The following is a 23695-nucleotide window of genomic DNA, read 5'->3' as shown; positions in this document are numbered from 1 at the left end:
TATCGCCTTATGCTTGAAGAACCTTGTTCAGTATGCCTTGGTAGGCTGCTTTCGGACGCAGACCGACCAGCTTTTCCACGGGCTGCCCCTCTTTATATACAATGACTGTAGGCATCCCCATAACACCCGCTTCTCCAGCCAAATCCGGCAGTTCATCACAATTCACCTTAACAATAGAAACATCGTCTCCATATTCCTGGTGAAGATCTTCCAGAACAGGCAGCAGCACCTTACAAGGGGGGCACCATGGCGCACCATAATCCACCAGTACCGTTCCTCCACCACGTATTTCTGACCGCACCCAATCCGCACTATCGGCATTTATAATAGACATTTGCCATTCCTCCTCATATTTTTCAACACCAGCAGTACTATTCCAAGTTCTCCAGTGGACACGTTCCCAGCTTGCTCTCATCCTGCTCCTGCAGAATAGATGCCATTCGTTCTTCCAAATTCCTCTTGATCTGATTCAGCTCTACAAGCTGACGTTCAATATCTTCCAATTTACTGCGGTATAGTGGCATCACTTCTGCGCAGAAAGCTTCTTTGTTCTTCAAGACACAATGTAGAAAGCCCGCGATCTGCTCTGTCGACAGACCCAGGTTCAAATATAGTTTAATCGTTTCTACCGTCTCTACAGCAAGTGAAGAATACTCCCGATATCCGTTGGCCTGACGGATCGGCGAGATTAATCCTTGACTCTCATAGTAACGAAGTGAACGGACGCTTACGCCCGTCAGTTTAGCAAGCTCACCTATTTTCATAGCATTCTCCCCGGGGTTCATGAGAATTGTTCTACCCCAGTATAAACCCTGACACCAATGTTAGAGTCAACAAAAAAAATCCAACCGCGGCTAACCTGCAGTTGGACTCGTGTTTTATGTTAAAACAGGTATATCCGCTTATATCCTATAATAATCCTGCCGCCCAAAGTCCACCTCTAAGAATCATCTGGCGAAAGGGCTCTACGGAAAATGACGGCAAATGATGACCAGGCATTAAATAAACAACCCGGCCTAGACCAAATTCATGGCACCAAGCCGCCTGCCTCATTGCCCCATCATGAGGATATTCCATAAGCACAGTTGTTTCGAAATAGGGATGCTGCTCAAAATAATAAGGCTCATCATCGATCACAAATTCTTCGATCCCCTGCATAATGGGATGCTCCCGTGCCGGTATAGACATCTGGAGCGAAGTGAATTCTGGATGATGAGTGAAATGCGCTCCCAGCATAGCGCCTAGCTCCTGATTACGCTGTAAGGAGATTCCGTTATGTACCACTAGTAATCCACCACCGTTAGCCACATAGGAGAGCAATGCGCTGCTTTGTTCCGCCGGTATTTTATCATCGGAGAATTCGGTATAAGAGATCACCAGCTTGTAGTCAGATAATGTTTCTTTATTAAGCAGCCCATAATCCTCCGAGGAGAATACCTGCAGGTCATTGGCAAGGATCTGCTCAATCTCCCGGTCTACTCCCGCAAATGGGTGATATTTAACCTCCGAATAACTTCCGAGTGCCAGTGCTTTTAGTGTAGACATCCTATCATCGCCTTTCTTCGTGTAGTTTTTTTGATTACGGAAACCCATCTACCAAGGCCATGTATTTCCATCCACATCAAGATAGGCCGGCTCATCCCCTAGATGCTTTTTATACTCCATAACCTGACTTATAATCTGGTCTGCGGACACATCGGGTGAAATATCCGCTTGCTCATTTTTTTCGCCATGCATATAAGTCTTCATCCAGCCGGGGTGAAACACCATCACTTGACCCCCAAGCGTCTTTAGATGATTGTGCATCAGGGAGGATTGCATATTGAGAGCCGCCTTAGACATGCAGTAGCCGTACATATTAATACGTTTATTTCTGCCAATGCTGCCCGCTTCCGAAGAAATATTAACAATCAATTTATCCTTACTTTGCAATAAAAGTCCCATAAGTGCATTGCTGACTCTCAACGCGCCTAGCGTATTCACATTATAAATCTCCGCCATGCCCTCATCATCCATATCCACCAGCATCGTAGCATCATCTGCGGAATGAATAATTCCGGCATTATTAATAAGAATATCAACATGCCCCGTTCTGCTGGCGATAGCCCTTGCTGCCTGCTTTACACTGTCCTTACTACCAATATCGAGTGGAATAAGTTCCAGCTGTTCCGGATACTCCTCTTTAAGCGCTTTCAGTTCATCTGTATCTCTCATGTATTGTCCAGCAAATACTGAGAACTGTTTCTCTAAAAGAGAGTGCACAAGAGACAATCCGAGACCCCGATCAGCTCCAGTCACACATGCAACTCTGTTCATTCTTATCAACACTCCTACCTAGTAAGGATTATTGAAGCAAGTTGTCTTCCTTTCACCTTAGCATGCCATCCCCTTTTTTTCAACGCGCTAAAATGAGGGTTTAGTCATCCTTGGATTAGCTGCTCCAGAATCCTTTTTGTTTTAAATTTAATATATGTTACAATCATGATTACAGGTTGTTAACAACACAATGGTTAGTAAAATAACGATCCCAGGAGGGTGATATCTATGTCTATTCAACAACTTCATACATTGGAAGATCTTGAGCAGTATGTGGCTAAACCTGGCAAGAAGCTGCTGTTCAAACACAGCACTACCTGCCCGATTAGCGCCAAAGCTAATGAAGAATTCCAGGCTTATCTAAAGGATGCGGATACTGCAGCAGCAGTAGTTCTAGTCATCGAGGATCGTCCAGTTTCCAATCAAATTGCCGAGGATTTCGGGATTAAGCATGAATCTCCACAGCTCTTCCTGCTTGAGGATACTGAGGTCCGCTGGAACACTTCCCACTGGAAGATCACAAGAGATGCTATCAAAGAGGCTGTGAACCAATGAGCCAGCAAGTGATTGTTTATTCAACAGCAGGCTGCAGCGACTGTAATCTGGTCAAACAATATCTTACGGAGCAAGGTATCCCTTTTGAAGTAAGAGATGTTATGACTAGCACCGTCTATCAAGAGGAAGTCGAAAAGCTTGGTTTCATGGGTGTTCCTGTTACTGTAGCAGGGGATCACGCCACCAAAGGATTCAATCTTCCCGAGCTGAAAGCACTTCTCGAAGCTGCTCAGTAATTCATTCGTTTAATTATTTAGCACTTGATATATGCTTACAAAAAAGGGGATTCCAGCAGCCACTCGGCAAGGAATCCCTTTTTTTCATTGTTCTAAAGCTTAGGGTTCCTCACGCATAAGATTTGCCACGACCAGTACATCTACATTTCTGGCCGAACGCAAAATCTGTTTAGTGACATCCCCGCGTAGCCATTTGCGCACCCATGAGCGTTGGGACTGGCCGATAATAATCTGTGTGCTCTGTAAGGCTTGAGACCTTTCAAGCAGCAAGGAAGACACTCGTGCCGGGAGCACGTTAGGAATCATCTTAAACGTTCCACCCAGTCGTTCCGTCAATTCTTTCAAATCATTAATTCGTTTATCGTAAGAAGGCCCGCTCTGCTTATATTCCTGTACGTACGTAACATACCAGCAAGCTTTTAGACGATAGGCAATCCTAAAACCGCGCCGAATCAGACGTTCCGCATGATCTCCTAAGGTGATGCACACATAGATCACTTCCTGCCGCCGCCAAGGTCCCCGCAGCGACCCGACACGTTCCCAGGCCTCCAGACGTTCATCCACATCATCAGCAATTTCCCGCAGCGCCAGTTCACGGAGGGCGATTAGATTGCCGATTTTGAAAAAAGCACCCAGCGCCTGATCCACTTTGGTCATCGCATATATTTTTCCATCCTTCATCCGCTCTTGCAGTGTTTTGGGGGATACATCGATAAGTTCAACTTCGTCGGCCCGTTGCAGAATGCTGTCCGGGAAAGTCTCTCTAACTCTAACTCCGGTAATTTGTTCTACTGCATCATTCAAGCTTTCTAAATGCTGAACATTCACTGTGGAGATTACAGAGATCCCCGCATCCAATAACTCCATAACATCCATATACCGCTTCTTATGCTTGCTGCCCGGCATATTGGTATGTGCCAGTTCATCTACCAGTACGACCTCCGGATTACGCTTAATAATAGCTGCCGTATCCATTTCCTCAAGGACAGTCCCCCGATAGTCAATGCTCAGTCGCGGAAGGATCTCCAGATCACCGATCTGTTCAAGGGTTTCTTTACGTCCATGCGTTTCTAGTAGTCCAATAACAACATCGATCCCTCTCTTTAAGAGATCATTTCCTTCTCGCAGCATCTTATAAGTCTTGCCCACCCCGGGAGCAGCACCAATGTACACTTTAAATGTGCCCCCACGAATCGCATCGATTTTATCCTTTACTTCCTGAGTGCTTAATCTGTGATAGGCATCAGCTTTCCGCTCATTTCGGCTCTGCCGGGTAGGAAGAACACGTTCTCCCTCACGCTCAGCACGATCAGCCACGAAAAACACATCTACTCCACGGATTTGCTTTAACAATGAGTTAGCAATCGAACCCTTCCACAGCTCCTGCCACGCCGTTTGCTTAGAGTGACCCATAACGATACGGGTAATATTATGCTGGATGGCGTATTTCACTAGAAGTCCCGGAATCTCCCTCTTCGAGCGAAAAGAAATCTCCTCCATCGAGGCCCCAATCTTCTCAGTCAGCTTCCATAGGGATCGCTTGAAGGTTGCTGCTTCCTTAGAGGGCGTCAGGCCCTGCTTCCAGAAGGATACCACCGCCAGATCTCCGTTTAACCGTTTAGCGATTTGCTGCCCACGGCGGATATGAATCGAGCCATTCCAATAATACTGTGCGGACACCAACACTTTTTCGGCAATCCCCGAAGCCCCCAGCAATCCTTGCTCCTCCCGATGCTTCTCCAGCGAACCATTAACATCCTCCGCAACCATTCTCAGCGCCAGCTCCCGCAGCTTGCTTAGATTCCCTTTGTTAAAAAGCGAAGTCCGCTGCTTCTTGCCCAAATGTCCTTCGGACAAACGTTGAAGTATCTTTTCCGGAGTCACATCAATTAGAACGATATCATCTGCAAGGGTGAGCACTTCCGCAGGCAAGGAATATTCCACCTCAATCCCCGTCCACTTCCGCGCAAGATCTGCTGCGCCTTCCAGCTCGTATACGTTTACAGTTGTGATGACACTAATTCCACAGCCCAATAAATATTTGATATCCTCCAGCCTAGTCGATCTCTCCGCACCCTCGCGATTATGATGAGCCAATCCATCGGTCAGTACAACCTCTGGATTACGCGCCACAATGGCCTCCACGTCCAGATCCTTCTTCTCGATCTCCTTCTGAAACCAATGAATACTTGGAATCCGTTCCAAGTCACCCAGCTGATCCCTTGTTTCTGGACTTTGGTTGGTTGAAACCGCACAGATTACAACATCGATGCCCTGTGCTTTCAGCGCCTGACCCTCACGCAGCATCTGATAGGTCTTGCCTGATCCACTGACCGGACCTATATAGATCTTCAGACGTCCACGATGCAGCTCATAAATAGAGAGCAGCAGTTCCTCCGGCGTCTTCCTCCGATATGTTCCCATCAAGACCACTCCTTAATAACCCGTTCACCCATTCACTCTTCTATGCCAGAAAGCAAGATATCCCTGACCCAGTTTGAACAATCGGGCAGGGATATTAGCTATATTTATTTGTTCGTTAATTTCTGCAGCTCCATGTTCAGCTTCAGAACATTTACCCGCTTTTCACCAAACAGCCCTAGATCGCGACCTTCGGTCTGCTTATTCACTAGCTCTTCCAGCTGCGCGGCTGGAATCCCAGTCAAATTACTGATCCGGGGAATCTGCACAATTGCCGACGCAGGAGTGATATGCGGATCAAGACCTGAACCCGAGTTGGTTACTAAATCAACCGGCAGCTTGTTTACAGGCACATCCGGATTATCAAGCTGCCACTGTGTGATGGAATCCTTCGTCCGCTGCAGCATATCCGGGTTGGATGGGCCGTAGTTATTGGAGCCTGAGGCTTCCGCTTTATAATCAATGCTGGATACACGGCCATGGAATAATGCCGGGTCCGTAAAGCTTTGCCCGATGAGTTCTGAGCCCACAACTACTCCAGCGTCATTCTTCAGCTGACTGCCGTTCGCTTGCGATGGCATCAGAACTTGAGCAATCGCTGTAGTAGTCAGAGGATAAATCACTCCGCAAAGAACAATAAACACTAGACATAGCCGTAATATAATAAAGAAATTAGCCCCCTTCGATGATGACAACTGTTCTTCAGCGTCCGCATTCGATTTTCTGTTATTCACGATGCTCTCACCCTTTCAATGATTAGTCAATCCGTTGTTATATCCATACACTTACGAGCAAATCAATAAGCTTGATGCCCGCAAAAGGAACGACTACTCCACCTAAACCATAGATAAAAATATTACGTCCCAGCAGCTTCGTAGAACTCATCGCTTTATACGAGACACCTTTCATAGCCAATGGGATCAGCAGCGGAATAATAATCGCATTAAATATTAATGCAGATATAATTGCCGAGCTAGGTGAACCCAATCCCATGACATTCAGGGCTTCCATTTCGGGAATGGCGAGCATGAACATTGCCGGAATAATTGCGAAGTATTTAGCGATATCATTCGCAATACTGAACGTTGTCAACGCGCCCCGCGTCATCAGTAGCTGTTTACCAATAGCTACAACCTCAATGATCTTCGAGGGATCGGAGTCCAGATCAACCATGTTTGCTGCTTCCTTAGCGGCTGTAGTCCCACTGTTCATCGCTAAGCCCACATCAGCTTGGGCAAGGGCAGGTGCGTCATTCGTACCATCACCAGTCATTGCCACCAGCTTGCCTTCGTTCTGCTCACGGCGGATAACCGCTATTTTATCCTCAGGTGTACTCTCTGCAATAAAATCATCTACCCCTGCTTCACGGGCAATAGTAGCTGCGGTCAGCGGATTGTCCCCTGTACACATGATAGTCTTGATTCCCATTTTTCGCAGCTCATCAAACCGCTCTTTCATCCCTGGCTTAACCGTATCCTTTAAGTAAATAAGTCCATAAATCCGGTTGTCTACCGCAACAGCAAGCGGGGTCCCCCCCATCCGAGCGATAGCATCGGAATTACTGTCGAGGTTCGCGGGAATGACTCCGCCCTTCGACTGTACCCATTTCTTCACGGAATCGACTGCCCCTTTACGAACAGATCGTCCATCAAGTAGATCTATACCACTCATCCGGGTCTCAGCCTTAAACTCTACGAACTCTCCGCCTTCAGCAAGTTTGCTGTCATAGCTGCGCTCCAGCTTCTTAGCCAGCTCAATAACCGAACGTCCTTCCGGAGTCTCATCCTTTAGCGAACTAATAGCTGCCCAAGCCGTAAGCTCAGCTTCCGTTTCATCTCCAACAGGCACAAAATCACTCGCCATCCGGTTTCCGAAAGTAATCGTACCGGTCTTATCTAGAATCATTGTATTAATGTCACCGGCAGCTTCAACGGCCTTCCCTGACATAGCAAGGACATTAAACTGTGTGACGCGGTCCATCCCTGCTATCCCGATAGCGGAGAGCAGTCCCCCGATTGTGGTCGGGATCAGACAGACCAGCAAAGCGATCATAACAGGAATATCTAGATCAACGCCCAGATAAGTCGCAATAGGCCGCAAGGTCACTACTACAATCAGGAAAATCAACGTCAGACTGATCAAGAGTGTATTTAGTGCAATTTCATTGGGTGTCTTTTGACGTTTCGCCCCTTCAACGAGGGAGATCATCCGATCCAGGAATGACTCACCGGGATCACTGGTAATTTTGACTTTAATCTCATCACTGACTACCCGGGTGCCGCCTGTGACTGAGCCGAAATCTCCGCCAGCTTCCTTAATAACAGGTGCAGATTCACCTGTAATTGCCGATTCATCTACGGAGGCCAGCCCTTCAATTACTTCACCATCGCCAGGGATAAGTTCTCCCTGACTGACGATGACGATATCTCCTTTACGAAGCTCGGAAGAAGAAACGGTCTTCACAGACCCTCCAACGAGTTTGTTAGCTGTGATATCCTGTTTCGTTTTCTTGAGTGAATCCGCCTGGGCTTTCCCGCGGCCTTCAGCCAGCGCTTCAGCGAAGTTGGCAAACAGCACTGTGAATAGCAGAATGAACAACACTGTGATATTGAAGCCTACCGATTTCTCTGCATTAAAATATCCGGGGGCCAGTACCATAAGCAATACAATAATCGTACCGATTTCGACTACGAACATGACCGGATTTTTGATTAACGTCACCGGGTTAAGCTTAATAAAGCTATCCTTTACAGCGCTTAGGAGTATGGGTCCCGTCAGCAGCTTTTTTCTTTTTACAGTACTCATCTTGTTCTCCCTCTTCCTACCGTAAGGTCAAATATTCTGCAATCGGGCCGAGCACAATGACCGGCAGAAACGTCAGAGCCCCGATAATTACAACGGTACCAATCAGAATTCCGGTGAACAGACCATTGTCTGTGCGGAATGTGCCAATCGTCTCAGGAACTGGCTTCTTCTGGATCAGTGAGCCTGCAACTGCCAGCATCGCGATTATAGAGACATAACGGCCAAGCAGCATTACGATCCCGGTTGTAACATTCCAAAAGGTGGTGTTGTCCGCAAGCCCTTCAAATCCTGAACCATTGTTCGCGGCAGAAGAGACATATTCATATAACACTTGGCTAAGTCCATGGAATCCGGGATTCGTGATGGAACCGTTGCCCAAGTCCGTTAAGAACGCACCTGCTGTTGGTACAAGGATAATGAACGGATGCACAAGGATAGCAATCGCAATTAGCTTCATCTCCTTGGCTTCTATCTTTCGCCCGAGAAACTCTGGTGTTCTGCCAACCATTAGTCCACATAAGAAGACACCCATGATGGCATACATCAGCATATTGATTAGTCCGACACCTTTTCCCCCAAAGACGTTGTTGAGCATCATTAGGGCCAGAGGGGTAATGCCACCCAGCGGTGTCAGCGTATCATGCATATTGTTAACACTACCTGTCGTAGCTGCCGTTGTTACCGAAGTGAACAGCGAAGATTGCGGGATACCAAAACGTACCTCTTTACCTTCCATGCTGCCTTGCGAAGACTCGATCCCCAGCGCATTGATAGCTGGATTGCCTTTGGTTTCCGCATAATAATTCAATCCCAGCAGTAGTACGAACAAGGTCATCATTGCTGTGAAAATCACCCAGCCCTGACGTTTGTTCTTAGCGAACAATCCGTACATATATGGCAAAGAGGCTGGCAGCATCCACATAGAGAGAATCTCCAGAACGTTCGTAAGTGGATTAGGGTTCTCAAAAGGATGTGCTGAATTGGCTCCGAAGAAGCCGCCACCATTCGTACCTAAGTGTTTAATTGATTCCAAAGAAGCGACTGGACCGATAGCGATTTGTTGCGTCTGCCCTTCAAGTGTAGTGACCTCAAGCGATGGCTTGAGCGTTTGTGGCACATGCAATCCTACCAGCACCAATGAAACTAGCAGAGCTAATGGAATGAATACACGAATATGTGCTTTTACGAAGTCCTCGAAAAAGTTCCCGACTGATTTCTGTCCTGTAATCCCTCTGACAAAAGCAACCGCAACAGAAAATCCGCTCGCTGCAGACGTGAACATCATCATCGTGATGACTGCCATTTGTGAAAAATACGATAGTCCCGTCTCCCCGCTATAATGCTGCAGGTTCGTATTGGTCATAAAGCTGATCACCGTATTGAATGAAAGCGTCTGTTCCATATCGGCAATTCCATTCGGGTTCAGCGGCAATCCCCGCTGTAATCTCAGAAAAATATAACTGAAAGCAACCAGTACGATATTAGTTAAAACAAAGCTGAGTGCATACTTCTTCCAGGACATTCCGTCCCGTTTTTTCAGGCCGATCAGCTTATAAATACCTTTCTCTGTGCCTGCAAACCAGCGATCCGTACGATTCGGTTCGTTAGAAAATACATGATATAAATACGTTCCCATCGGCTTGACCAGCAAGATGAGAATTACAATTACGACGACTATTTGCAAAATGCCCATGAATGCCCCTCCTTAAAATTTCTCAGGATGAATCAACGCGTAAACCAGATATATAAACAACAGTAGGGTAACAGCGATTACTAGAATCACAGCTTATCCCTCCCCGTATCCTCAACTACACCTGCGCACCAGCGCATAAAGCCATAAAATAACCCGTAAATTACAGCTAACGAAGCCACCATATACAGATCCATCATATCTTCCGCACTCCTTCCATTATCCTTGATGAGGTGATCTATCGATTAGAAAATCAGCATCACCACTATGGGAATAGATTACATAGCTCGCACCAAGTCTTTTATAGACCAATCTAGGATTTATTGAACTTGTAATCACAAAAATCGGCTGTGTCGTCCAGGTACGGCACATCTGAATATAGCGGCAGCAAAGCGGAAAGCTGCTCTCAAACAGATATACCCTGCCTACCGGGAACGATGGGCGAAACCAAGTGCTCTGATGGCGGGTATCCACTAGAATAACCTGCTCAATCCCGAGCTCCTCAAGTAAAGCTTTCTCAGCCACATTGTTGGTTAATCCCGCCATCTTAATACCCCTGAACTTCAGAAGTTTAATGAAATGTTCTCCCGCCTTTGTAGGCGCACATACAAGCACATATTCATTCTGATCCGTCATCTTTTTTTCTCCTCCTGCTCATTTACAACAAGGAGGCAACGAAAATCTCCGAAAGGATGTTGACCTATCGTCATTTTCGGGCACAACCTAAAGCTCGGTTGTGTCACGTCATTAGACGCTGCCTTACAAATACCGCTAATGATGAATTTAGCGACCTCTTAGGGGAGGCCTCCATAAATGCTTTGCTTCTAAGAGCACAGCAAAAAGCCACAAAGGATCTCCTCTGTGGCTCGCTAGCGGTCACATTGCACTCATCCTCTCTCCATACGCTTACGAGGTTAGCTGTCGGATTCGGGCGGTGAGAGTCGCCCTACCTGTATAGATGCAAGCTCACTCACACCCTCTACAGGATTCACCCCATAATCGGCTTCCGACTCTCACATCGGCTGCCGATTGTTGGTTCCCCCGCTTTCCTTACCGGAAATTAAGCGGATCAAATATTCGATTGTCGTTGAAACAGGAGTAATCATACTCTTATGCACGAAGACTTGTAAAACCTGAATGATGCCAAAATAATGCAAATTAAAAACTATTTTCCCATTAGATAGCGCTTACTTGATATCTAATCTCTCTATATCTCTTGTTTACTCGAGTTTGGAGCGTTTAATCGCTATCTATAGTACATGTGATTTTATTCACCTTTTTAGAGCGAAAATACTGCAAATTCCCATTATAGGTAGAAACGCAAGAAGCTGAGGCTGAGCGAGAAAGAGGCGCGATAACACGCCATAAATACCTATTTACCTCGTTTTTCAGTCGTAGTCGGCAGGATATGGTTAAAATTGCTCTAAAAGAACATTTTCCGTTTTTTACAGAAAATCTTGAAAAGAGTATGATTCGGGTTGAATCTAATTCATGAAAAACAATCAACGCTGAGTTCCTGCATTCGCAGGGAACGGGGGAACCATCAGGCCATCTGGCCTACTTGGGGTGAATCCAAAGGAGACTGCATAAGTCTCAATAGGTAGGGCGACTCTCACCGTCCGAATCCGACAGCTAACCTCGTAAGCGTAAAGAGAGAGACCCTTGATCCGCCACGCTTTGGCCCAGGTATATCTGCCTGTAATCCAAAACCGCAGCAGAGGTCCTCCTCTTGCTGCGGTTTTTGCGTTACCTAAGCTTATTAGGTGATAGCACGCTGGATGGGGTGAATGTTTTGAAGCACTATTATTTAGGGATACATCAAGGGCTGCTTGAGCCGATAAGTCTAAATTACGTTTGTTTCGGGGCCTTGTGGTTCGAAGAACATAATCACAGGTACATTGTAGGCTATGCATTTGGCCAGAACCAGATCCAAGCCCTTCGCCAGTTCAGCACACCTTCTTCTTGTAAAGACTGTTTAGACTCTAAGATTGTATATGAGATATATAAAAAAATTCGAGAACAACAGCAGCAGCAGGATTGGTCATCACACCAAAAGCTCCCGTGGTTTACAGCCTTCAAGGAGCCTTGGAAAGATGTAAGCGCCGGTTGGTATGTCTTGAGATCCCGCAGCACCTTTCCCTTACATCTATCTGTTATACGAAAAGAGAAGTTCCGACTATGGCTAGAGCATACCGCAGTCTGTGAGAATAAAATGGAGATGCTCGCTTGTGTAGAAAAGGCTAGTGTCACTCATCATGTTGACTTAAAGCTTTTGGAAATCTAAGGAGGAACCCTACTATGGACCAGCGCAGACTATCCCGCATTGAAGTATTTGTATTGGATGAACCCGAGCCTATTCACTATGGAATGGAAGGGGCTGAAGGCTGCCGTTATGGTATTCTGAAGCTCACCTGTAAGGGAGGCTGCAGTTGGGGGGCTTGTCTGATCTCTGCCAACACCAAAAATTTCGATCTTATTAAATGGAGTTCTTTTTTACGGGCCATCTGTCATTGCCGTCTTGAAGAAGCGCTGGATAAGGTCCGCCGCGAAGGTTCAGATTGGGAGCAGGTTAAGCTTGAGCTAGTTCAGGGTGCTTTGCAGGATTTAAAGGCCAAGCTCCAGGGTAAATCCTTGGCAGGGCATATTCAGCAAGGGCGTCTGTACAGTGTTGCAGCAGGGGGGAGCAATTCCAGAAGTGAACGGCTCTACTACAAGCCTTCAAAAGCTTTATCCACTGCCTCCCAGCAGAAACACAGTTGCCCGGAACCAGACACCGCCGATCTCATCAATAAATCCATCTCTTACTTTTCTATATTATAGATTCAAGCAAATCTCTCAATCTGAAAGGATCGTGTTCACCATGCCTGACCCCTTACCTCCCGAGTCCACCTACAGTACTAAATTTGCAGAGTGTGTTCAAAAGTATACTAATGAAGTCTACGTACTTAGTTCCATGTTGTTAGAACAATCTAATGAGGCAGACAAGATTACTATCCGCACCTTCACAGAGCTTCATAAAATATATCGTCAGGATGAATTCGATCCTCAGTTATTCTCTATCCACGCTTACCGCACTTGTATTCGCCAGTGTGCTGATTCTTTTGCCCGGCGCTCGCTTCTATCGGCTAAGGCATTACCTTGGGAGGAACAGCTTGTGAAGGTATTGTGGTACGGCTTAAAGCTGCCTCTTTCTCAAATAAGCATTATTCTGCAAAAAAGTGTTCCTGCATTGAAAGCACAGCTTAGAGCTGTACGGGAGCAGATGACCGCCCAAGCGGATGTACTAACGAGCGCAAATCTTTCTATAATTTAGTCTCTGACTAGAATTCAGACAATCTTTAAGCGTATGAAGCATCTAACGGACTCAGGAGCCTTTAATTGAAGCTTTTCCTCAAATATGGTCGGCGTTCGGACTCCAGAGTCACTAATTGTTTATAGAGCACCAAATATACGCCTACTTCCACTCAATAGCATCACTGGAGTCCGCACCCCCTTCAAAAGACCTTGAAATCGCCAAATAACGCCTTCTGAGTCCGAAAGTAAAAATCCCGAGCGATGAACGTCTCGGATCGTCTTAAAGCAAGCCCTAATCATCTTCCACCAAGACAAGGCTTACGGACCCAGATGACGTTACTTGCACGTTTATCGCCTTTTGAGCATAGTATCGGACTCCAGTGCAACTATTTGGTTAAAAGAGCTACTAATTCACCATTTTTCATGCCAATAGCGACTATAGTGTCCGATATCTTGCTAAATCTCGATGATTGCTGCATTTAAGTGCTGCTGGGTCCGTTAGCTATATCAGCTCGTATACAAAGAGATTGCCAACTCAAAAACGGGGATATCCCAGCAACCATAAATGGCTGTTAGGATACCCCCGAAAATTCAGTTCCTACTATTACACTTTACTCTTACGCGCCTTACCGTACATCCACAATCCTGCCAACATCCCCACTATAGCAACACCAGTCAATACGCCTTGAACGAAATCCATAAAAGTGGAGCCATCCGGAAGCATTCTACTAACCGTAGCCAGCGATACCGAACTCATTAAAAGCATAATGGTATATTGTTCGCTTGTAGACATCATTAGCACTCCTTAAAAGTTATATGAGGTCTTCTTAGATCTTGTAAGCTTTCATTGCTTTTCTGATTTCTTTAATACTTGGGCGTTTGCCGTACATCAGTACGCCGGTACGATAGATCTTGGCTGCCAGCCATCCGAAGATGAAGGTAGTCACAAGCAGGATCAGCAGCGATACAATGACTTGCCAGATCGCCACCTCGCCGACACCAATTCGGAGCAGCATCGTCAATGGTGAGGTGAAAGGCACATAACTCGCTATCTTAACCACTAGAGTATCTGCATTGGAGATACTGAACAGTGGAACATAGAACGCTACGAAGCCTAACATCATGATTGGCATTACCGCCTGACCGAGATCCTCCGTACGGCTGACAATCGAACCTACAGCCGCATACATCAAGGCATAGAGGAAGTAACCTAATACGTACAAGACAAATCCATAGAGCAGCAAGTTAATATTGAGCTGGCCTAAATCGAGATCAAAATCAGCCAATACAGTCGCATTATGCGGGAGCGTCAAATTGACGACGATCGCTGCGACAAAGATCCCAATTTGCAATATTCCTACTAGGAAAACACCGATAACTTTACCGAACATTTGCGCTAAAGGTGAGGCACTTGTAATCAGAATCTCCATAATCCGCGAGCTTTTCTCAGAAGTTATCTCTGCGGCAATCATGTTGCCTGTCATCATAATGGACATAAAGAACAACATAAGCATGGCATATACGATAATGTAGTTAATGGCTGGAGTGTCCTCCTGAGAGCTTTCACTGCCACCGCCTGCGTTAAGCTGTTGTGTAGTAATCTGCACAGGCGTTGACATTGCAGCAATCTGTTCAGAGGTCAGCTTGTCGCCAACGATGAATTGTGTGTTTGCTTGCTGAAGTGCATTTTGGAGATAAACTTGCACATCTCCGTTTAGTTCCCCATCATTACTATGATAAGTAACGGGTGGAAGCCCTTCACCAGTAGGTTCCGCAAAAGTAACATAACCTTCTACGGTCTCTTCATCTAATGCTTTCTTTAACTCGGCATCCTCCGCAGAAGCATATTGTACTATCTTAGCCTGTGGCATGCCCTCTGGCGCAGTATAAGCCTTCAACAATTCTGCAACCTGATTTCCCTCTTCAGCAATCACAGCAATTTGAGTAACTTCACTTTTGGCCGAATCACCCTTAAACTGATCGATGATATAGGGAAGATTCATCCCTATGCTGAGCAATAATACTAGAATCAAAGTAGTAATCATAAATGATTTCGTTCTAACTTTATTTTTAAAGGTAAAGCCGATAATTGTCCCCATCTTATTCATTAGATTCACCCACCGCTCTGATAAAGATTTGGTTTAACGTAGGTTCCTTGATTTCAAAATGCTCCACTTCACCCTGTGCTATCGCCTGCTGTAAAATACGCTGTGCTGCACCGATCTCACTGATCGATAACAGATACCCACGCTCCAGCCGTTTAACTGCTGTAACACCTGCGATGGACTCCAGACCTTTTACCTCATTAGCTGTACGCAGCAATACTTCTTCCCGCGGGTAGCCATTCTTGATCGTGCGGATATCCCCTTGAACGACCGTATTGGATCGATCGAGAATCGTAATGTTACGGCATAGCTCTTCCACATGCTCCATCCGGTGCGTAGAGAAGAGGATACTTGTTCCCGAATCACGTAATTCTTTGACCGTATCTTTCAGCAGCTCCACGTTTACTGGATCCAGCCCGCTGAAAGCTTCATCTAGAATCAGAATCTGCGGCTTATGAACGACAGCGGCGATAAAGCCCATTTTTTGCTGATTTCCTTTGGAAAGCTCTTCTATTTTTTTATTGTAATAATCCGGAACCTCGAATCGATCCAGCCAATAGCGCAAGCTCTTATCTGCATCACTAGCTGACATCCCACGCAGGCGGGCCAAGTAAACGATTTGATCGCTGATCTTCACCTTAGGATATAGTCCACGTTCTTCGGGCAGATAACCCATAAGTTGCTGCAGTTCACTGTTGAAAGGTTTTCCGTTATACAAAATATTGCCCTCATCAGGGTAGATTAGGCCGAGCACCATACGCATCGTGGTTGTTTTCCCCGCGCCGTTCGCCCCCAGTAATCCGTAAATTTCCCCTTTACCTACGGTTAGGTTAATTCCGTTTACTGCGGTTTTTTCTCCATATTGCTTAACTACACTTTCCAGCTTTAAGGCTTCCATTTCTCTAGTCCCCTCTCTTGTGGTCAATTAGAATAGGACGATGACCCTGTGTCCATAAACTTAATATTTCGTCCAGCTCCAAACTGCGGCTCTTGATAACCTTTACGCCCAAGTCATGAATGCGTTTCTCGTTTTCAGAAAATTGTTCTATGATAAAAGAAGCTACACCCGGTGTATCCATGGTAAAGTGCAAGCCTCCTGGCAACTCAGCCGATAACTCCGCAAGCTCCTCTTCATCCGCAGCATTCACCCAAACCTCGGTCCAAGCACCGAACAGACTGTCTTTTTCAGCCATACCCAGCAGTTCTCCCCGATGCATAAGGACGATATAATCCGCCAGCCGTCGCACCTCATCCACAATGTGTGTGGAGATGATAATCGTTGCGTTGTGCTCATCCATATATTTACGAAGTGTCTCGATCATAATCTTCCAGGCAAAAGGATCAAGACCCGATGAAGGTTCATCCAATAGCAGCAGACTTGGCCGTGCCGCAAGTGCTGCAGCAATTTCGAATTTCCGGCGCTCCCCTTTAGACATCTTCGAAAGTCTCGTATGATACGGAACCTCAAAGCGATCCATCAGCTCGTGAAAATACTGATCGTCCCAATTTGGATACCAATACTTCCGAAATCGCGCTGCCTCCTCTGCATTCCAGTGGTTCTCCTCAGTAATTGACGTTTCAGGAACATAGGCAATGGTCTGGCGAAGCTCCAGAGACAACCCGCTATCATACCTGTTCTCGAACCAATAAATCTCGCCTTCCTCTGGATTAGTCAGCTGCATCAGCAGATTCAGCAGCGTGCTTTTGCCGGATCCATTCTGACCTACCAAAGCTGTAATATATCCTTTAGGCAGATTCAGGGTCAGTGGCCCTATCGTCTTGTTTCGCCGCCGTTTAAGTACATTCCGCAATTCTATAGCCATCTGTACCATATGAGTAAGCGCCCCCTCTCAATCCTTTTCTCTATACTTACGTTCTACAATCTCCATAAAAATCTGTTCAAGTTCATCCTTGCTGCAATGTACCGATCGGGCGATATCCACTGCACTTTCAAGTGCTTTGCCAACCGTTTCACGTTTATATTCTTCCATTGCTCCGTCACCTACATGGGATACAAAGGTACCCGTTCCTTGTCGCGTTCGCAGCAAACCTTCGTTCTCCAGATCCTGATATACCCGCCGCACGGTAATTACACTGCATTTCAGATCTCCTGCGAACTCACGAATCGAGGGCAGCAGCGTACCTTCTGTAATGACTCCGCTAATGATTAATGATCTAAGCTGAGTCTCTATTTGATGATAGAGGGGCTCTGCACTATTTTCGTTGATTTGTACCGGTATCCACATTATTTACACCTCGCCTTCCACTCTAGCGTGCTAGAGCGCAGTCCTTGCCATTTCCGATTTTTTATATGAGATTGCGACTTTTCAGCCGATGTATAGTCCATTTAGAGAATAACTGCACAGATATTGTTCCCAGCAGAAGTGACCCCCACATGATCGGAGATAACAGCCCCCACTCCTTAGAATAGGAGATACTGTATAAGAACAAACTGCCTCCGCCCAGTGTAACTAGGAACGATGTTGCCCACGATAAAACTACGATAAGCAATGTTAGCCATAGATAAGCTTTGCCGCTAAAAAGATATTCAATAAAAATATATAGACCTGAGACCATGAATCCGAAGCCGAGCCAAGTAATCGCAAAAGCTATATACGATGGAACCGCCAGCTCTGCCCGGAAATTCTCTCCTAACAAGTAAATAATACCGAAGAATAACGTGCCATTTAGAGTAAAGGAGATCACACCCTGAAGTTTTCTCCGCAATAATATTACTGAAGCTGGAATCGGTAAAGTTCGTAAGTAAACCAACATTTTTGTGTATGAGTCTTCACTCCAATATTTCATGGAACGGCGAGAGAATGTTAATCCCAATAAGGGGATAAAGGAAAGAAATAAGAAATCCGCTAGCATCGTCCGATCCTGCTCACCTAGTACATCATTTGCTATCAGGCTAGTCAGTCCACCAAGATAACTCATAAAAACAACTGTTATCACGAGGGTCCCTAATATTTTTAATTTGTCTCCGCGAAAATCAGAGCGCAACATAAACCATGAATCTTTTAATGTTCTCATTAATGCTAACCTCGCTTTACAATGTCTTCAGCGTCTAGCAGAAGCAGGTGTTCATATCCCTGTGCTTACTGTATATATCTATATACACAGTATATGACCTTGGTTTTTCATTGTCAATCCTGTAACTGGAAATTATTCTAAAGAAATAGGAGGTTTGGGCAACCTCATACTTCAAGCTTATGAAGACACTCTCAGACGTTAGGTAACGCTTATTAATTGAGATTAACTACAATGAGGGGGAATTGAGGCAGAATGCTGCTACGGGGGCGAATGTAGCTGGGATAATGGAGTTTATTAGATAATTCATTCTGGAAATGAAGTAGTAAGAGCTCACTCTTGCTTCTATGCAACGTGTTGGTGTGATGTGTGTTGAGGGAGGCGGGTATGGCGGATGGTGCGGTATCGGGGGCGGGGTGCTGATTCGGCTGCTGACTGGTTCAGGTTTCGGGTGTGGGATACCGTTTCGGCTGCTAGTGCAGTTTCAGGTATGGGATATGGGCGACTGCCGGGCGGATTAACATTAGGGAAAAACTCCCTAAAATCTGCCCAACCGAGCTTAGATTATTAGTTTTTAGGGAAATCCTCCCCAAAATTTCAGCTATTACTCCGTTATTGAGCTAAATCCATTCACTTTCAGGGAGGATTTCCCTAATTATGGCCTTTTTTAGCTAATTTCGTGCATTATCAGGGAGGTTTTCCCTAATTGCGTCTTTTTCGAGCTAACTTCGTTCAATTTCAGGACAGATCCCGAAGCTCTACAAACCAAAATAAGCCCATCACCCGCAATCCCTACTCAGGAACATGCGGATATATAGGCTTATTTCATAACTATTTACGGTTCTGCTACTCTAGTGCTGTTCATTCGCTCAACGCACTAAACTCTGTGCTCTATTCAAGCACTTATTTTACGCACCCAAAATAACTTCCCACACCGGCTTGGTGTGTCCACCTGGATACAAAACATACAACAGCACGTACACCATAACGCCTGTAATCGCTGTGATAAACCAGATTATGGATGTCACTCTGCCCCACTTACGGTGCTTGGAATACTTCGCCTTGAAACCAAGTGTTAACGTAGTAAGTCCGAATACCGCAGCTACGGTTGCCAGAACGATATGGAAGATCAAAAACACTTGATAAATCGTCTTCAGTTCATCCGGTCCACCCCATGAGGTATTTCCCACAAACAACGTTCTCGATACGTAAACAATAAAAAACAGCAGCGCAGCGATAGCGGCAGCAATCATCGTTTTCTTATGCGCCTCGCGTTTGCCCTTGATAATGAGCCACCAACCTATAGCCACCAGCACCGCGCTGATCACGATGAATGACGTACTAATAGTCGGAAACACTGTGAAAATATCCATGATTCTCCCCCTCGGCAGTCTACCAGTTATGCACGGTTCAAGTTGCTCTCCTGAAGTGTTGAGGATGGCGTCGACAATTCATCGTCGTCTTGTCCGTTCTCTTTTTTATACCAATGATAGAACACATAAGCAAGCATAGAGGCAAAAATAAATTCCTGAATGAACTTCATCGCGATGCCTCCCACCTGTTGATCTACCTTCGGCGACATCACTTCAAAGAATGCAGGACCTCCAAAATTCTGAAGTAAAACAGAGGGGTCTCCCGAGATACAATAGCCCATAGCACGCGCCCAAGTCTCTGGATCACTGTAAGTGGCGTAGAGCGGATGATCGGCAAATATAATCAGCCCGCAAGCCGGCGTCAGCAATACCATGTTCAGAAAAATAAATCCAATCTTCCCAAGCCCACTCGCCATACGATGTTCCGGCAGCGGATTAATCAGTGTCCACCACATTAAAGCAGAAGTCAGGAACAAAACAATGTAATAAATACGATGAACAGTAAAATGCAGCATCACATAATCATGAATAACAGGAATATGGTACAAGGAAAAAAGTCCGTTAAACAATAGAGCAGCTACTACCGGATGAGCTAAAAAAGATAACCGCCGAAGCGGATTCACCTTTAGTATCCTGCGCCAGATAAAATCTGGAATTCCAAGCATAATCAGCGGCACCGCTACCAGATAAGACAAGGCCATACTGACCATGTGGAAGGAAAACATCATATGCCCTAAAAGGCTAATGGGTCCTCCTTGTGCCAGGTAAAGGGCAAGCATCCCACAGACAAATAACGCTCTACGCCAAAATGGCACCGGTAATGAATCGGCATAACGCCCAGCAATCGGACCAATCCACACAAAATAACCTGCTGTCAGCAGCAGCATTACCGCTAGAAAAAGCGGACTCCATAGTTCAGCAAAACTAAAGTATTCTAATCCCAGCATAATCCCAACCTCCTAGCGCAGGAATTCATATATCTAAACATCAAAAAGAGGGGGCATCGCAGCCCACCTCTTTCATTATCGTCCGTTAATTCCACCAAACCCAATACAGCGACATAACAATACAGGTCCCAGCGATAAAGAAGCCGCCCAGCATGAAGAGAATCGGCAGAAGATGCCCTTTATCTTTTAGATGCATCCAGAAGCCCATCTGCACAATAACCTGAAGAACAGCCATTACCAGCAGCAAAATAATCGCAAAGGTTGCATTTACGCCCCCAGCCGCAACAGCAGCGAAAGCAATCAATGTTAAGACAATGGAGAAAATAAAGACAACAATATGTTTCTGTGGTCCTTCATGCCGATGACGTTGCTTATACCCGCCGCTATCTGGCATATGCTGATCCGTCGTCATAGTGCCTAGCCCACCTTTCCGAGTAGGTATACAACCGTAAAGATGAAGACCCATACTACATCGATAAAATGCCAGTACATGGCTGACACATACACTTTTGGTGCAGTAACAACCGTTAACCCCTTGCGGGCGAGCTGCCCGATCAAGATGGAGATCCAAGCGATCCCGAAGGCTACGTGCGCACCATGAAATCCTACCAGTGTGTAGAATGCCGAGCTGAATGCACTTGTGGTCATTCCGAATTCTTCGTGTCTTACATATTGAGTAAACTCATAGATCTCCAAAACCAGGAAACCTAAACCTAAACCTACAGTAACTAAAAGCCAATTCCGTAGCAGTGCCGGCCGATTTCTGTGCATTGCTTGAATAGCGAATACACTCGTCAGACTGCTTACCAGCAGGATGAATGTTGCAGCGGCTACAAGCGGCAGGTGAAACAGTTCATTCGCCGAAGGCCCCTCATTCGTCTGATTACGCAGTGCGAGGAAAGTAGCGAACAACGTGCCGAACAATACCGCTTCGCCGCCTAGAAACAACCAAAAGGCAAGAACCTTGTTGCGTCCTTCGAGCGTAGCTTTTTCCGGCTCGTGCGGAAAGGTATCCTTAGAAGCTTCTGCATGTGCCGTTGTCATGTCCGCTCACTTCCTTCCAGCTCTTCAGGTTCAATATGCCATCCGTGATCATCATACAGCGAACGCATCAGCATGGATCCAAATGTAATAATAAGACCGATGGCTGTAACGATATAATTATTAAACAGGAAGCTCATAAAAGCATTGCCGAATTCATCACGGCTAAACATAAAGCCAAGCCCAGCGATAAAAATTCCGACAGACATCGTAAACGGTAAAATCGTTGCCGACGGCATATGAATTGAGCCCACCGGCTCTGCTGGTGTCATGCCTTTATTCCCTGCTACTTTTTCTTTCCAGAAGGCATCAATCCCCCGAATAAGAGGTGTTTGCTTGAAGTTATATTCTGGCGGCGGTGAAGGAATGGTCCATTCCAATGTACGTCCATCCTCCCACGGATCATTGCCTGCATCCGCTGGTTTTCTGGAAGTCAGGAAGATGTTCACCAAGAAAATAATCATACCAACACCCATAAGTCCTGCACCAATGGTACTGACTAGATTTAGCAAATCAAATTGCTGATTTGGTAAATAAGTAAATACGCGGCGCTGCATCCCCATAAGCCCAAGGAAATGCTGTACAAAAAAGGTCAGATGGAATCCGATGATAAACGTCCAGAAAGTCCACTTGCCCAGCGTCTCACTCAGCATCCTTCCGAACATTTTGGGCCACCAGTAGTGCAGACCTGCGAACAGGCCAAGCACCAAACCACCTACAATAACATAGTGGAAATGCGCTACAACAAAATACGTATCATGGAACTGAAAGTCAGCAGGTGCGGACGCCAGCATCACTCCAGTTACTCCCCCCATAGTAAATGTAGGAATAAATCCTACAGCGAACAGGTTAGGGGTTGTGAAACGTACTTGCCCGCCCCACATCGTGAACAACCAGTTAAAAATTTTAATCCCGGTCGGAACCGCAATTAACATCGTTGATACGGAGAACAACGCGTTAGCTACAGGTCCAAGTCCAGTTGTGAACATGTGGTGAGCCCAAACCATAAAACCTAAGAAGGCGATCAAGATGGTTGCAAACACCATGGAGCTATATCCGAACAGTCTTTTACGCGAAAAGGTTGGGATGACCTCGGAAATAATCCCGAAGGCAGGCAGAATGAGAATATACACTTCCGGGTGACCAAATATCCAGAAGATATGCTGCCATAGCACTGGACTTCCTCCGGCTCCGACTTCGAAGAAATTGGCTCCTAGAATCCGGTCGAATGTCAGCAGTACTAACCCTACTGTTATTGCTGGAAAAGCAAACAAAATAATGGCGGAAGTAATAAATGTGGTCCAGGCGAACATCGGCATCCGCATATAGGTCATTCCCGGCGCACGCATCGTAATGATCGTGGCTAGAAAGTTAATCCCCCCGATGAGGGTCCCTAATCCGGCAATTTGCAAGCCGATCGTATAGAAGTCTACACCGTGTGTAGTGCTGTATGTACTCGTAGATAGTGGGGTGTAGGCGGTCCACCCGGCATCAGGAGCACCACCCATAACCCAGCTAAGATTCAGTAGAATCCCGCCGAACAGGAAGGTCCAGAAACCAAGTGCATTTAGAAAAGGAAAGGCTACGTCACGTGCACCGATCTGTAGCGGAATGACGGCATTCATGAGTGCGAAGATGACTGGCATGACGCCGAGGAAGATCATCGTCGTACCATGCATAGTTATGAGTTCATTAAACGTTTGTGCATCCAAAAAGTTATTCATCGGCTTGATGAGCTGCCAACGAATCAGAAGCGCTTCAATTCCCCCGATGCCAAAAAATAATCCTCCGGCCCATAGGTACAAAATCGCGATTTTTTTGTGATCGACGGTTGTTAGCCAATCCATAAGTCCTGTATGGCGCTTCACACTGTGACCGT

26 protein-coding genes and 2 riboswitches are annotated in these 23695 nt (G+C 46.0%); of the genes, 6 read left to right on the top strand and 20 right to left on the bottom strand.

Features of this window, described 5'->3' with window-relative positions:
- Positions 1-7: 7 nt before the first annotated feature.
- The 4 genes from NSQ55_RS02780 to NSQ55_RS02765 form a co-directional block, all read right to left on the bottom strand.
- Positions 8-334, bottom strand: a complete 327-nt coding sequence (locus tag NSQ55_RS02780) for a thioredoxin domain-containing protein (RefSeq protein ID WP_076124458.1) — start codon at positions 332-334, stop codon at positions 8-10.
- A 37-nt stretch (positions 335-371) separates the two neighbouring features.
- Positions 372-764, bottom strand: coding sequence for a MerR family transcriptional regulator (locus tag NSQ55_RS02775; protein ID WP_076185170.1), 393 nt, complete (start codon positions 762-764; stop codon positions 372-374).
- A 145-nt stretch (positions 765-909) separates the two neighbouring features.
- Positions 910-1545: a ThuA domain-containing protein gene (locus NSQ55_RS02770; protein WP_076185171.1), complete on the bottom strand. Its 636-nt coding sequence runs from the start codon at positions 1543-1545 to the stop codon at positions 910-912.
- Positions 1546-1593: 48 nt separating this feature from the next.
- Positions 1594-2316, bottom strand: a complete 723-nt coding sequence (locus NSQ55_RS02765; protein ID WP_076124464.1) for an SDR family NAD(P)-dependent oxidoreductase — start codon at positions 2314-2316, stop codon at positions 1594-1596.
- A gap of 228 nt (positions 2317-2544) precedes the next feature.
- Between NSQ55_RS02765 and ytxJ the strand changes: the two genes are divergently transcribed.
- Together ytxJ and NSQ55_RS02755 are read left to right on the top strand one after the other, a co-directional pair.
- A complete protein-coding gene (gene ytxJ / locus NSQ55_RS02760; protein ID WP_076302354.1) occupies positions 2545-2871 on the top strand; it encodes a bacillithiol system redox-active protein YtxJ in 327 nt (108 codons plus the stop codon).
- The gene (locus NSQ55_RS02755; RefSeq protein ID WP_076124465.1) at positions 2868-3107 is read left to right on the top strand and encodes a glutaredoxin family protein; all 240 of its coding nucleotides are present in this window, start codon (positions 2868-2870) and stop codon (positions 3105-3107) included. The genes ytxJ and NSQ55_RS02755 overlap by 4 nt, the downstream gene beginning before the upstream one ends.
- A gap of 99 nt (positions 3108-3206) precedes the next feature.
- On the opposite strand, the gene NSQ55_RS02750 is transcribed toward NSQ55_RS02755, so the two are convergent.
- From NSQ55_RS02750 to NSQ55_RS02730, 5 genes are all read right to left on the bottom strand, one after another.
- The gene (locus NSQ55_RS02750; protein ID WP_076185175.1) at positions 3207-5531 is read right to left on the bottom strand and encodes a histidine kinase; all 2325 of its coding nucleotides are present in this window, start codon (positions 5529-5531) and stop codon (positions 3207-3209) included.
- Between the two features lie 104 nt (positions 5532-5635).
- Positions 5636-6262: a potassium-transporting ATPase subunit KdpC gene (kdpC, locus tag NSQ55_RS02745; RefSeq protein WP_081383332.1), complete on the bottom strand. Its 627-nt coding sequence runs from the start codon at positions 6260-6262 to the stop codon at positions 5636-5638.
- 37 nt (positions 6263-6299) lie between these two features.
- Positions 6300-8333 (bottom strand): potassium-transporting ATPase subunit KdpB, encoded by a 2034-nt coding sequence (gene kdpB, locus NSQ55_RS02740; RefSeq protein ID WP_076124469.1) that lies wholly within the window; start codon positions 8331-8333, stop codon positions 6300-6302.
- A gap of 16 nt (positions 8334-8349) precedes the next feature.
- Positions 8350-10026 carry a potassium-transporting ATPase subunit KdpA gene (kdpA, locus tag NSQ55_RS02735; protein ID WP_076141854.1) on the bottom strand — a complete coding sequence of 559 codons (1677 nt, stop codon included), beginning with the start codon at positions 10024-10026 and terminating at the stop codon, positions 8350-8352.
- Between the two features lie 216 nt (positions 10027-10242).
- A complete protein-coding gene (locus NSQ55_RS02730; protein ID WP_076124472.1) occupies positions 10243-10659 on the bottom strand; it encodes a hypothetical protein in 417 nt (138 codons plus the stop codon).
- A gap of 251 nt (positions 10660-10910) precedes the next feature.
- Positions 10911-11100: riboswitch (cyclic di-AMP (ydaO/yuaA leader) on the bottom strand.
- 419 nt (positions 11101-11519) lie between these two features.
- Positions 11520-11684, top strand: a riboswitch (cyclic di-AMP (ydaO/yuaA leader).
- 68 nt (positions 11685-11752) lie between these two features.
- Here NSQ55_RS02730 and NSQ55_RS02725 point away from each other — a divergent pair.
- Genes NSQ55_RS02725 through NSQ55_RS02715 form a run of 3 tightly spaced genes read left to right on the top strand, consistent with a single transcriptional unit; the run spans position 11753 to position 13336 of the window.
- Positions 11753-12307: a hypothetical protein gene (locus NSQ55_RS02725; protein WP_076124474.1), complete on the top strand. Its 555-nt coding sequence runs from the start codon at positions 11753-11755 to the stop codon at positions 12305-12307.
- 14 nt (positions 12308-12321) lie between these two features.
- Positions 12322-12843: a hypothetical protein gene (locus tag NSQ55_RS02720; protein WP_051490930.1), complete on the top strand. Its 522-nt coding sequence runs from the start codon at positions 12322-12324 to the stop codon at positions 12841-12843.
- 40 nt (positions 12844-12883) lie between these two features.
- Positions 12884-13336, top strand: a complete 453-nt coding sequence (locus NSQ55_RS02715) for a hypothetical protein (protein WP_339171025.1) — start codon at positions 12884-12886, stop codon at positions 13334-13336.
- Positions 13337-13921: 585 nt separating this feature from the next.
- Here NSQ55_RS02715 and NSQ55_RS02710 read toward each other — a convergent pair.
- The 6 genes from NSQ55_RS02710 to NSQ55_RS02685 form a co-directional block, all read right to left on the bottom strand.
- The gene (locus NSQ55_RS02710; protein WP_143762355.1) at positions 13922-14113 is read right to left on the bottom strand and encodes a hypothetical protein; all 192 of its coding nucleotides are present in this window, start codon (positions 14111-14113) and stop codon (positions 13922-13924) included.
- Positions 14114-14144: 31 nt separating this feature from the next.
- Entirely contained in the window at positions 14145-15425 is a 1281-nt protein-coding gene (locus NSQ55_RS02705) for an ABC transporter permease (RefSeq protein WP_076124479.1), read from the bottom strand.
- The gene (locus tag NSQ55_RS02700; RefSeq protein WP_339171019.1) at positions 15418-16320 is read right to left on the bottom strand and encodes an ATP-binding cassette domain-containing protein; all 903 of its coding nucleotides are present in this window, start codon (positions 16318-16320) and stop codon (positions 15418-15420) included. Before NSQ55_RS02700 ends, NSQ55_RS02705 begins: the two co-directional genes overlap by 8 nt.
- Before the next feature lie 4 nt (positions 16321-16324).
- The gene (locus NSQ55_RS02695) at positions 16325-17254 is read right to left on the bottom strand and encodes an ABC transporter ATP-binding protein (RefSeq protein WP_339171016.1); all 930 of its coding nucleotides are present in this window, start codon (positions 17252-17254) and stop codon (positions 16325-16327) included.
- Between the two features lie 18 nt (positions 17255-17272).
- Positions 17273-17668 carry a GntR family transcriptional regulator gene (locus NSQ55_RS02690; protein WP_076124482.1) on the bottom strand — a complete coding sequence of 132 codons (396 nt, stop codon included), beginning with the start codon at positions 17666-17668 and terminating at the stop codon, positions 17273-17275.
- A 61-nt stretch (positions 17669-17729) separates the two neighbouring features.
- Positions 17730-18458, bottom strand: a complete 729-nt coding sequence (locus NSQ55_RS02685; protein WP_076185183.1) for a hypothetical protein — start codon at positions 18456-18458, stop codon at positions 17730-17732.
- A gap of 344 nt (positions 18459-18802) precedes the next feature.
- On the opposite strand from NSQ55_RS02685, the gene NSQ55_RS02680 reads away from it, so the two are divergent.
- Positions 18803-18976 (top strand): hypothetical protein, encoded by a 174-nt coding sequence (locus NSQ55_RS02680; RefSeq protein WP_179088739.1) that lies wholly within the window; start codon positions 18803-18805, stop codon positions 18974-18976.
- A 387-nt stretch (positions 18977-19363) separates the two neighbouring features.
- Here NSQ55_RS02680 and NSQ55_RS02675 read toward each other — a convergent pair whose 3' ends face one another.
- The 5 genes from NSQ55_RS02675 to ctaD all read right to left on the bottom strand — a co-directional run bounded on the left by NSQ55_RS02675 (position 19364) and on the right by ctaD (position 23663).
- Positions 19364-19828 carry a DUF420 domain-containing protein gene (locus tag NSQ55_RS02675; protein WP_076124485.1) on the bottom strand — a complete coding sequence of 155 codons (465 nt, stop codon included), beginning with the start codon at positions 19826-19828 and terminating at the stop codon, positions 19364-19366.
- 26 nt (positions 19829-19854) lie between these two features.
- Positions 19855-20775 carry a cytochrome c oxidase assembly factor CtaG gene (gene ctaG / locus NSQ55_RS02670; protein WP_076124487.1) on the bottom strand — a complete coding sequence of 307 codons (921 nt, stop codon included), beginning with the start codon at positions 20773-20775 and terminating at the stop codon, positions 19855-19857.
- Positions 20776-20860: 85 nt separating this feature from the next.
- Complete coding sequence (locus NSQ55_RS02665) at positions 20861-21187, bottom strand: cytochrome C oxidase subunit IV family protein (protein ID WP_036682505.1); 327 nt, start codon at positions 21185-21187, stop codon at positions 20861-20863.
- A 5-nt stretch (positions 21188-21192) separates the two neighbouring features.
- Positions 21193-21819 carry a cytochrome (ubi)quinol oxidase subunit III gene (locus NSQ55_RS02660; RefSeq protein WP_038568531.1) on the bottom strand — a complete coding sequence of 209 codons (627 nt, stop codon included), beginning with the start codon at positions 21817-21819 and terminating at the stop codon, positions 21193-21195.
- The gene (gene ctaD, locus NSQ55_RS02655; RefSeq protein WP_076185229.1) at positions 21816-23663 is read right to left on the bottom strand and encodes a cytochrome c oxidase subunit I; all 1848 of its coding nucleotides are present in this window, start codon (positions 23661-23663) and stop codon (positions 21816-21818) included. The genes NSQ55_RS02660 and ctaD overlap by 4 nt, the downstream gene beginning before the upstream one ends.
- Positions 23664-23695 lie beyond the last annotated feature (32 nt).

It is taken from the genome of Paenibacillus sp. FSL H7-0943 (assembly GCF_037963265.1).
Taxonomy (GTDB): domain Bacteria; phylum Bacillota; class Bacilli; order Paenibacillales; family Paenibacillaceae; genus Paenibacillus_AQ; species Paenibacillus_AQ odorifer.
The sequence above is the reverse complement of the archived record's forward strand: the minus strand, read 5'-3'. Positions and strand labels throughout refer to the sequence as shown.

Excerpts from the sequence above, each read along its gene's own strand:
- NSQ55_RS02715 (WP_339171025.1), top strand. The coding sequence starts at position 12,884 with ATGCCTGACCCCTTACCTCCCGAGTCCACCTACAGTACTAAATTTGCA.
- NSQ55_RS02730 (WP_076124472.1), bottom strand. The coding sequence starts at position 10,659 with ATGACGGATCAGAATGAATATGTGCTTGTATGTGCGCCTACAAAGGCG.
- NSQ55_RS02660 (WP_038568531.1), bottom strand. The coding sequence starts at position 21,819 with ATGACAACGGCACATGCAGAAGCTTCTAAGGATACCTTTCCGCACGAG.
- NSQ55_RS02755 (WP_076124465.1), top strand. The coding sequence starts at position 2,868 with ATGAGCCAGCAAGTGATTGTTTATTCAACAGCAGGCTGCAGCGACTGT.
- NSQ55_RS02675 (WP_076124485.1), bottom strand. The coding sequence starts at position 19,828 with ATGGATATTTTCACAGTGTTTCCGACTATTAGTACGTCATTCATCGTG.
- NSQ55_RS02720 (WP_051490930.1), top strand. The coding sequence starts at position 12,322 with ATGGACCAGCGCAGACTATCCCGCATTGAAGTATTTGTATTGGATGAA.
- NSQ55_RS02780 (WP_076124458.1), bottom strand. The coding sequence starts at position 334 with ATGTCTATTATAAATGCCGATAGTGCGGATTGGGTGCGGTCAGAAATA.
- NSQ55_RS02705 (WP_076124479.1), bottom strand. The coding sequence starts at position 15,425 with ATGAATAAGATGGGGACAATTATCGGCTTTACCTTTAAAAATAAAGTT.
- NSQ55_RS02685 (WP_076185183.1), bottom strand. The coding sequence starts at position 18,458 with ATGAGAACATTAAAAGATTCATGGTTTATGTTGCGCTCTGATTTTCGC.
- kdpA (WP_076141854.1), bottom strand. The coding sequence starts at position 10,026 with ATGGGCATTTTGCAAATAGTCGTCGTAATTGTAATTCTCATCTTGCTG.
- NSQ55_RS02765 (WP_076124464.1), bottom strand. The coding sequence starts at position 2,316 with ATGAACAGAGTTGCATGTGTGACTGGAGCTGATCGGGGTCTCGGATTG.
- NSQ55_RS02750 (WP_076185175.1), bottom strand. The coding sequence starts at position 5,531 with ATGGGAACATATCGGAGGAAGACGCCGGAGGAACTGCTGCTCTCTATT.
- NSQ55_RS02695 (WP_339171016.1), bottom strand. The coding sequence starts at position 17,254 with ATGGTACAGATGGCTATAGAATTGCGGAATGTACTTAAACGGCGGCGA.
- NSQ55_RS02710 (WP_143762355.1), bottom strand. The coding sequence starts at position 14,113 with ATGATGTCTACAAGCGAACAATATACCATTATGCTTTTAATGAGTTCG.
- ytxJ (WP_076302354.1), top strand. The coding sequence starts at position 2,545 with ATGTCTATTCAACAACTTCATACATTGGAAGATCTTGAGCAGTATGTG.
- NSQ55_RS02700 (WP_339171019.1), bottom strand. The coding sequence starts at position 16,320 with ATGGAAGCCTTAAAGCTGGAAAGTGTAGTTAAGCAATATGGAGAAAAA.
- NSQ55_RS02775 (WP_076185170.1), bottom strand. The coding sequence starts at position 764 with ATGAAAATAGGTGAGCTTGCTAAACTGACGGGCGTAAGCGTCCGTTCA.
- NSQ55_RS02680 (WP_179088739.1), top strand. The coding sequence starts at position 18,803 with ATGCAACGTGTTGGTGTGATGTGTGTTGAGGGAGGCGGGTATGGCGGA.
- NSQ55_RS02665 (WP_036682505.1), bottom strand. The coding sequence starts at position 21,187 with ATGACGACGGATCAGCATATGCCAGATAGCGGCGGGTATAAGCAACGT.
- kdpB (WP_076124469.1), bottom strand. The coding sequence starts at position 8,333 with ATGAGTACTGTAAAAAGAAAAAAGCTGCTGACGGGACCCATACTCCTA.
- ctaG (WP_076124487.1), bottom strand. The coding sequence starts at position 20,775 with ATGCTGGGATTAGAATACTTTAGTTTTGCTGAACTATGGAGTCCGCTT.
- NSQ55_RS02770 (WP_076185171.1), bottom strand. The coding sequence starts at position 1,545 with ATGTCTACACTAAAAGCACTGGCACTCGGAAGTTATTCGGAGGTTAAA.
- ctaD (WP_076185229.1), bottom strand. The coding sequence starts at position 23,663 with ATGGATTGGCTAACAACCGTCGATCACAAAAAAATCGCGATTTTGTAC.
- NSQ55_RS02690 (WP_076124482.1), bottom strand. The coding sequence starts at position 17,668 with ATGTGGATACCGGTACAAATCAACGAAAATAGTGCAGAGCCCCTCTAT.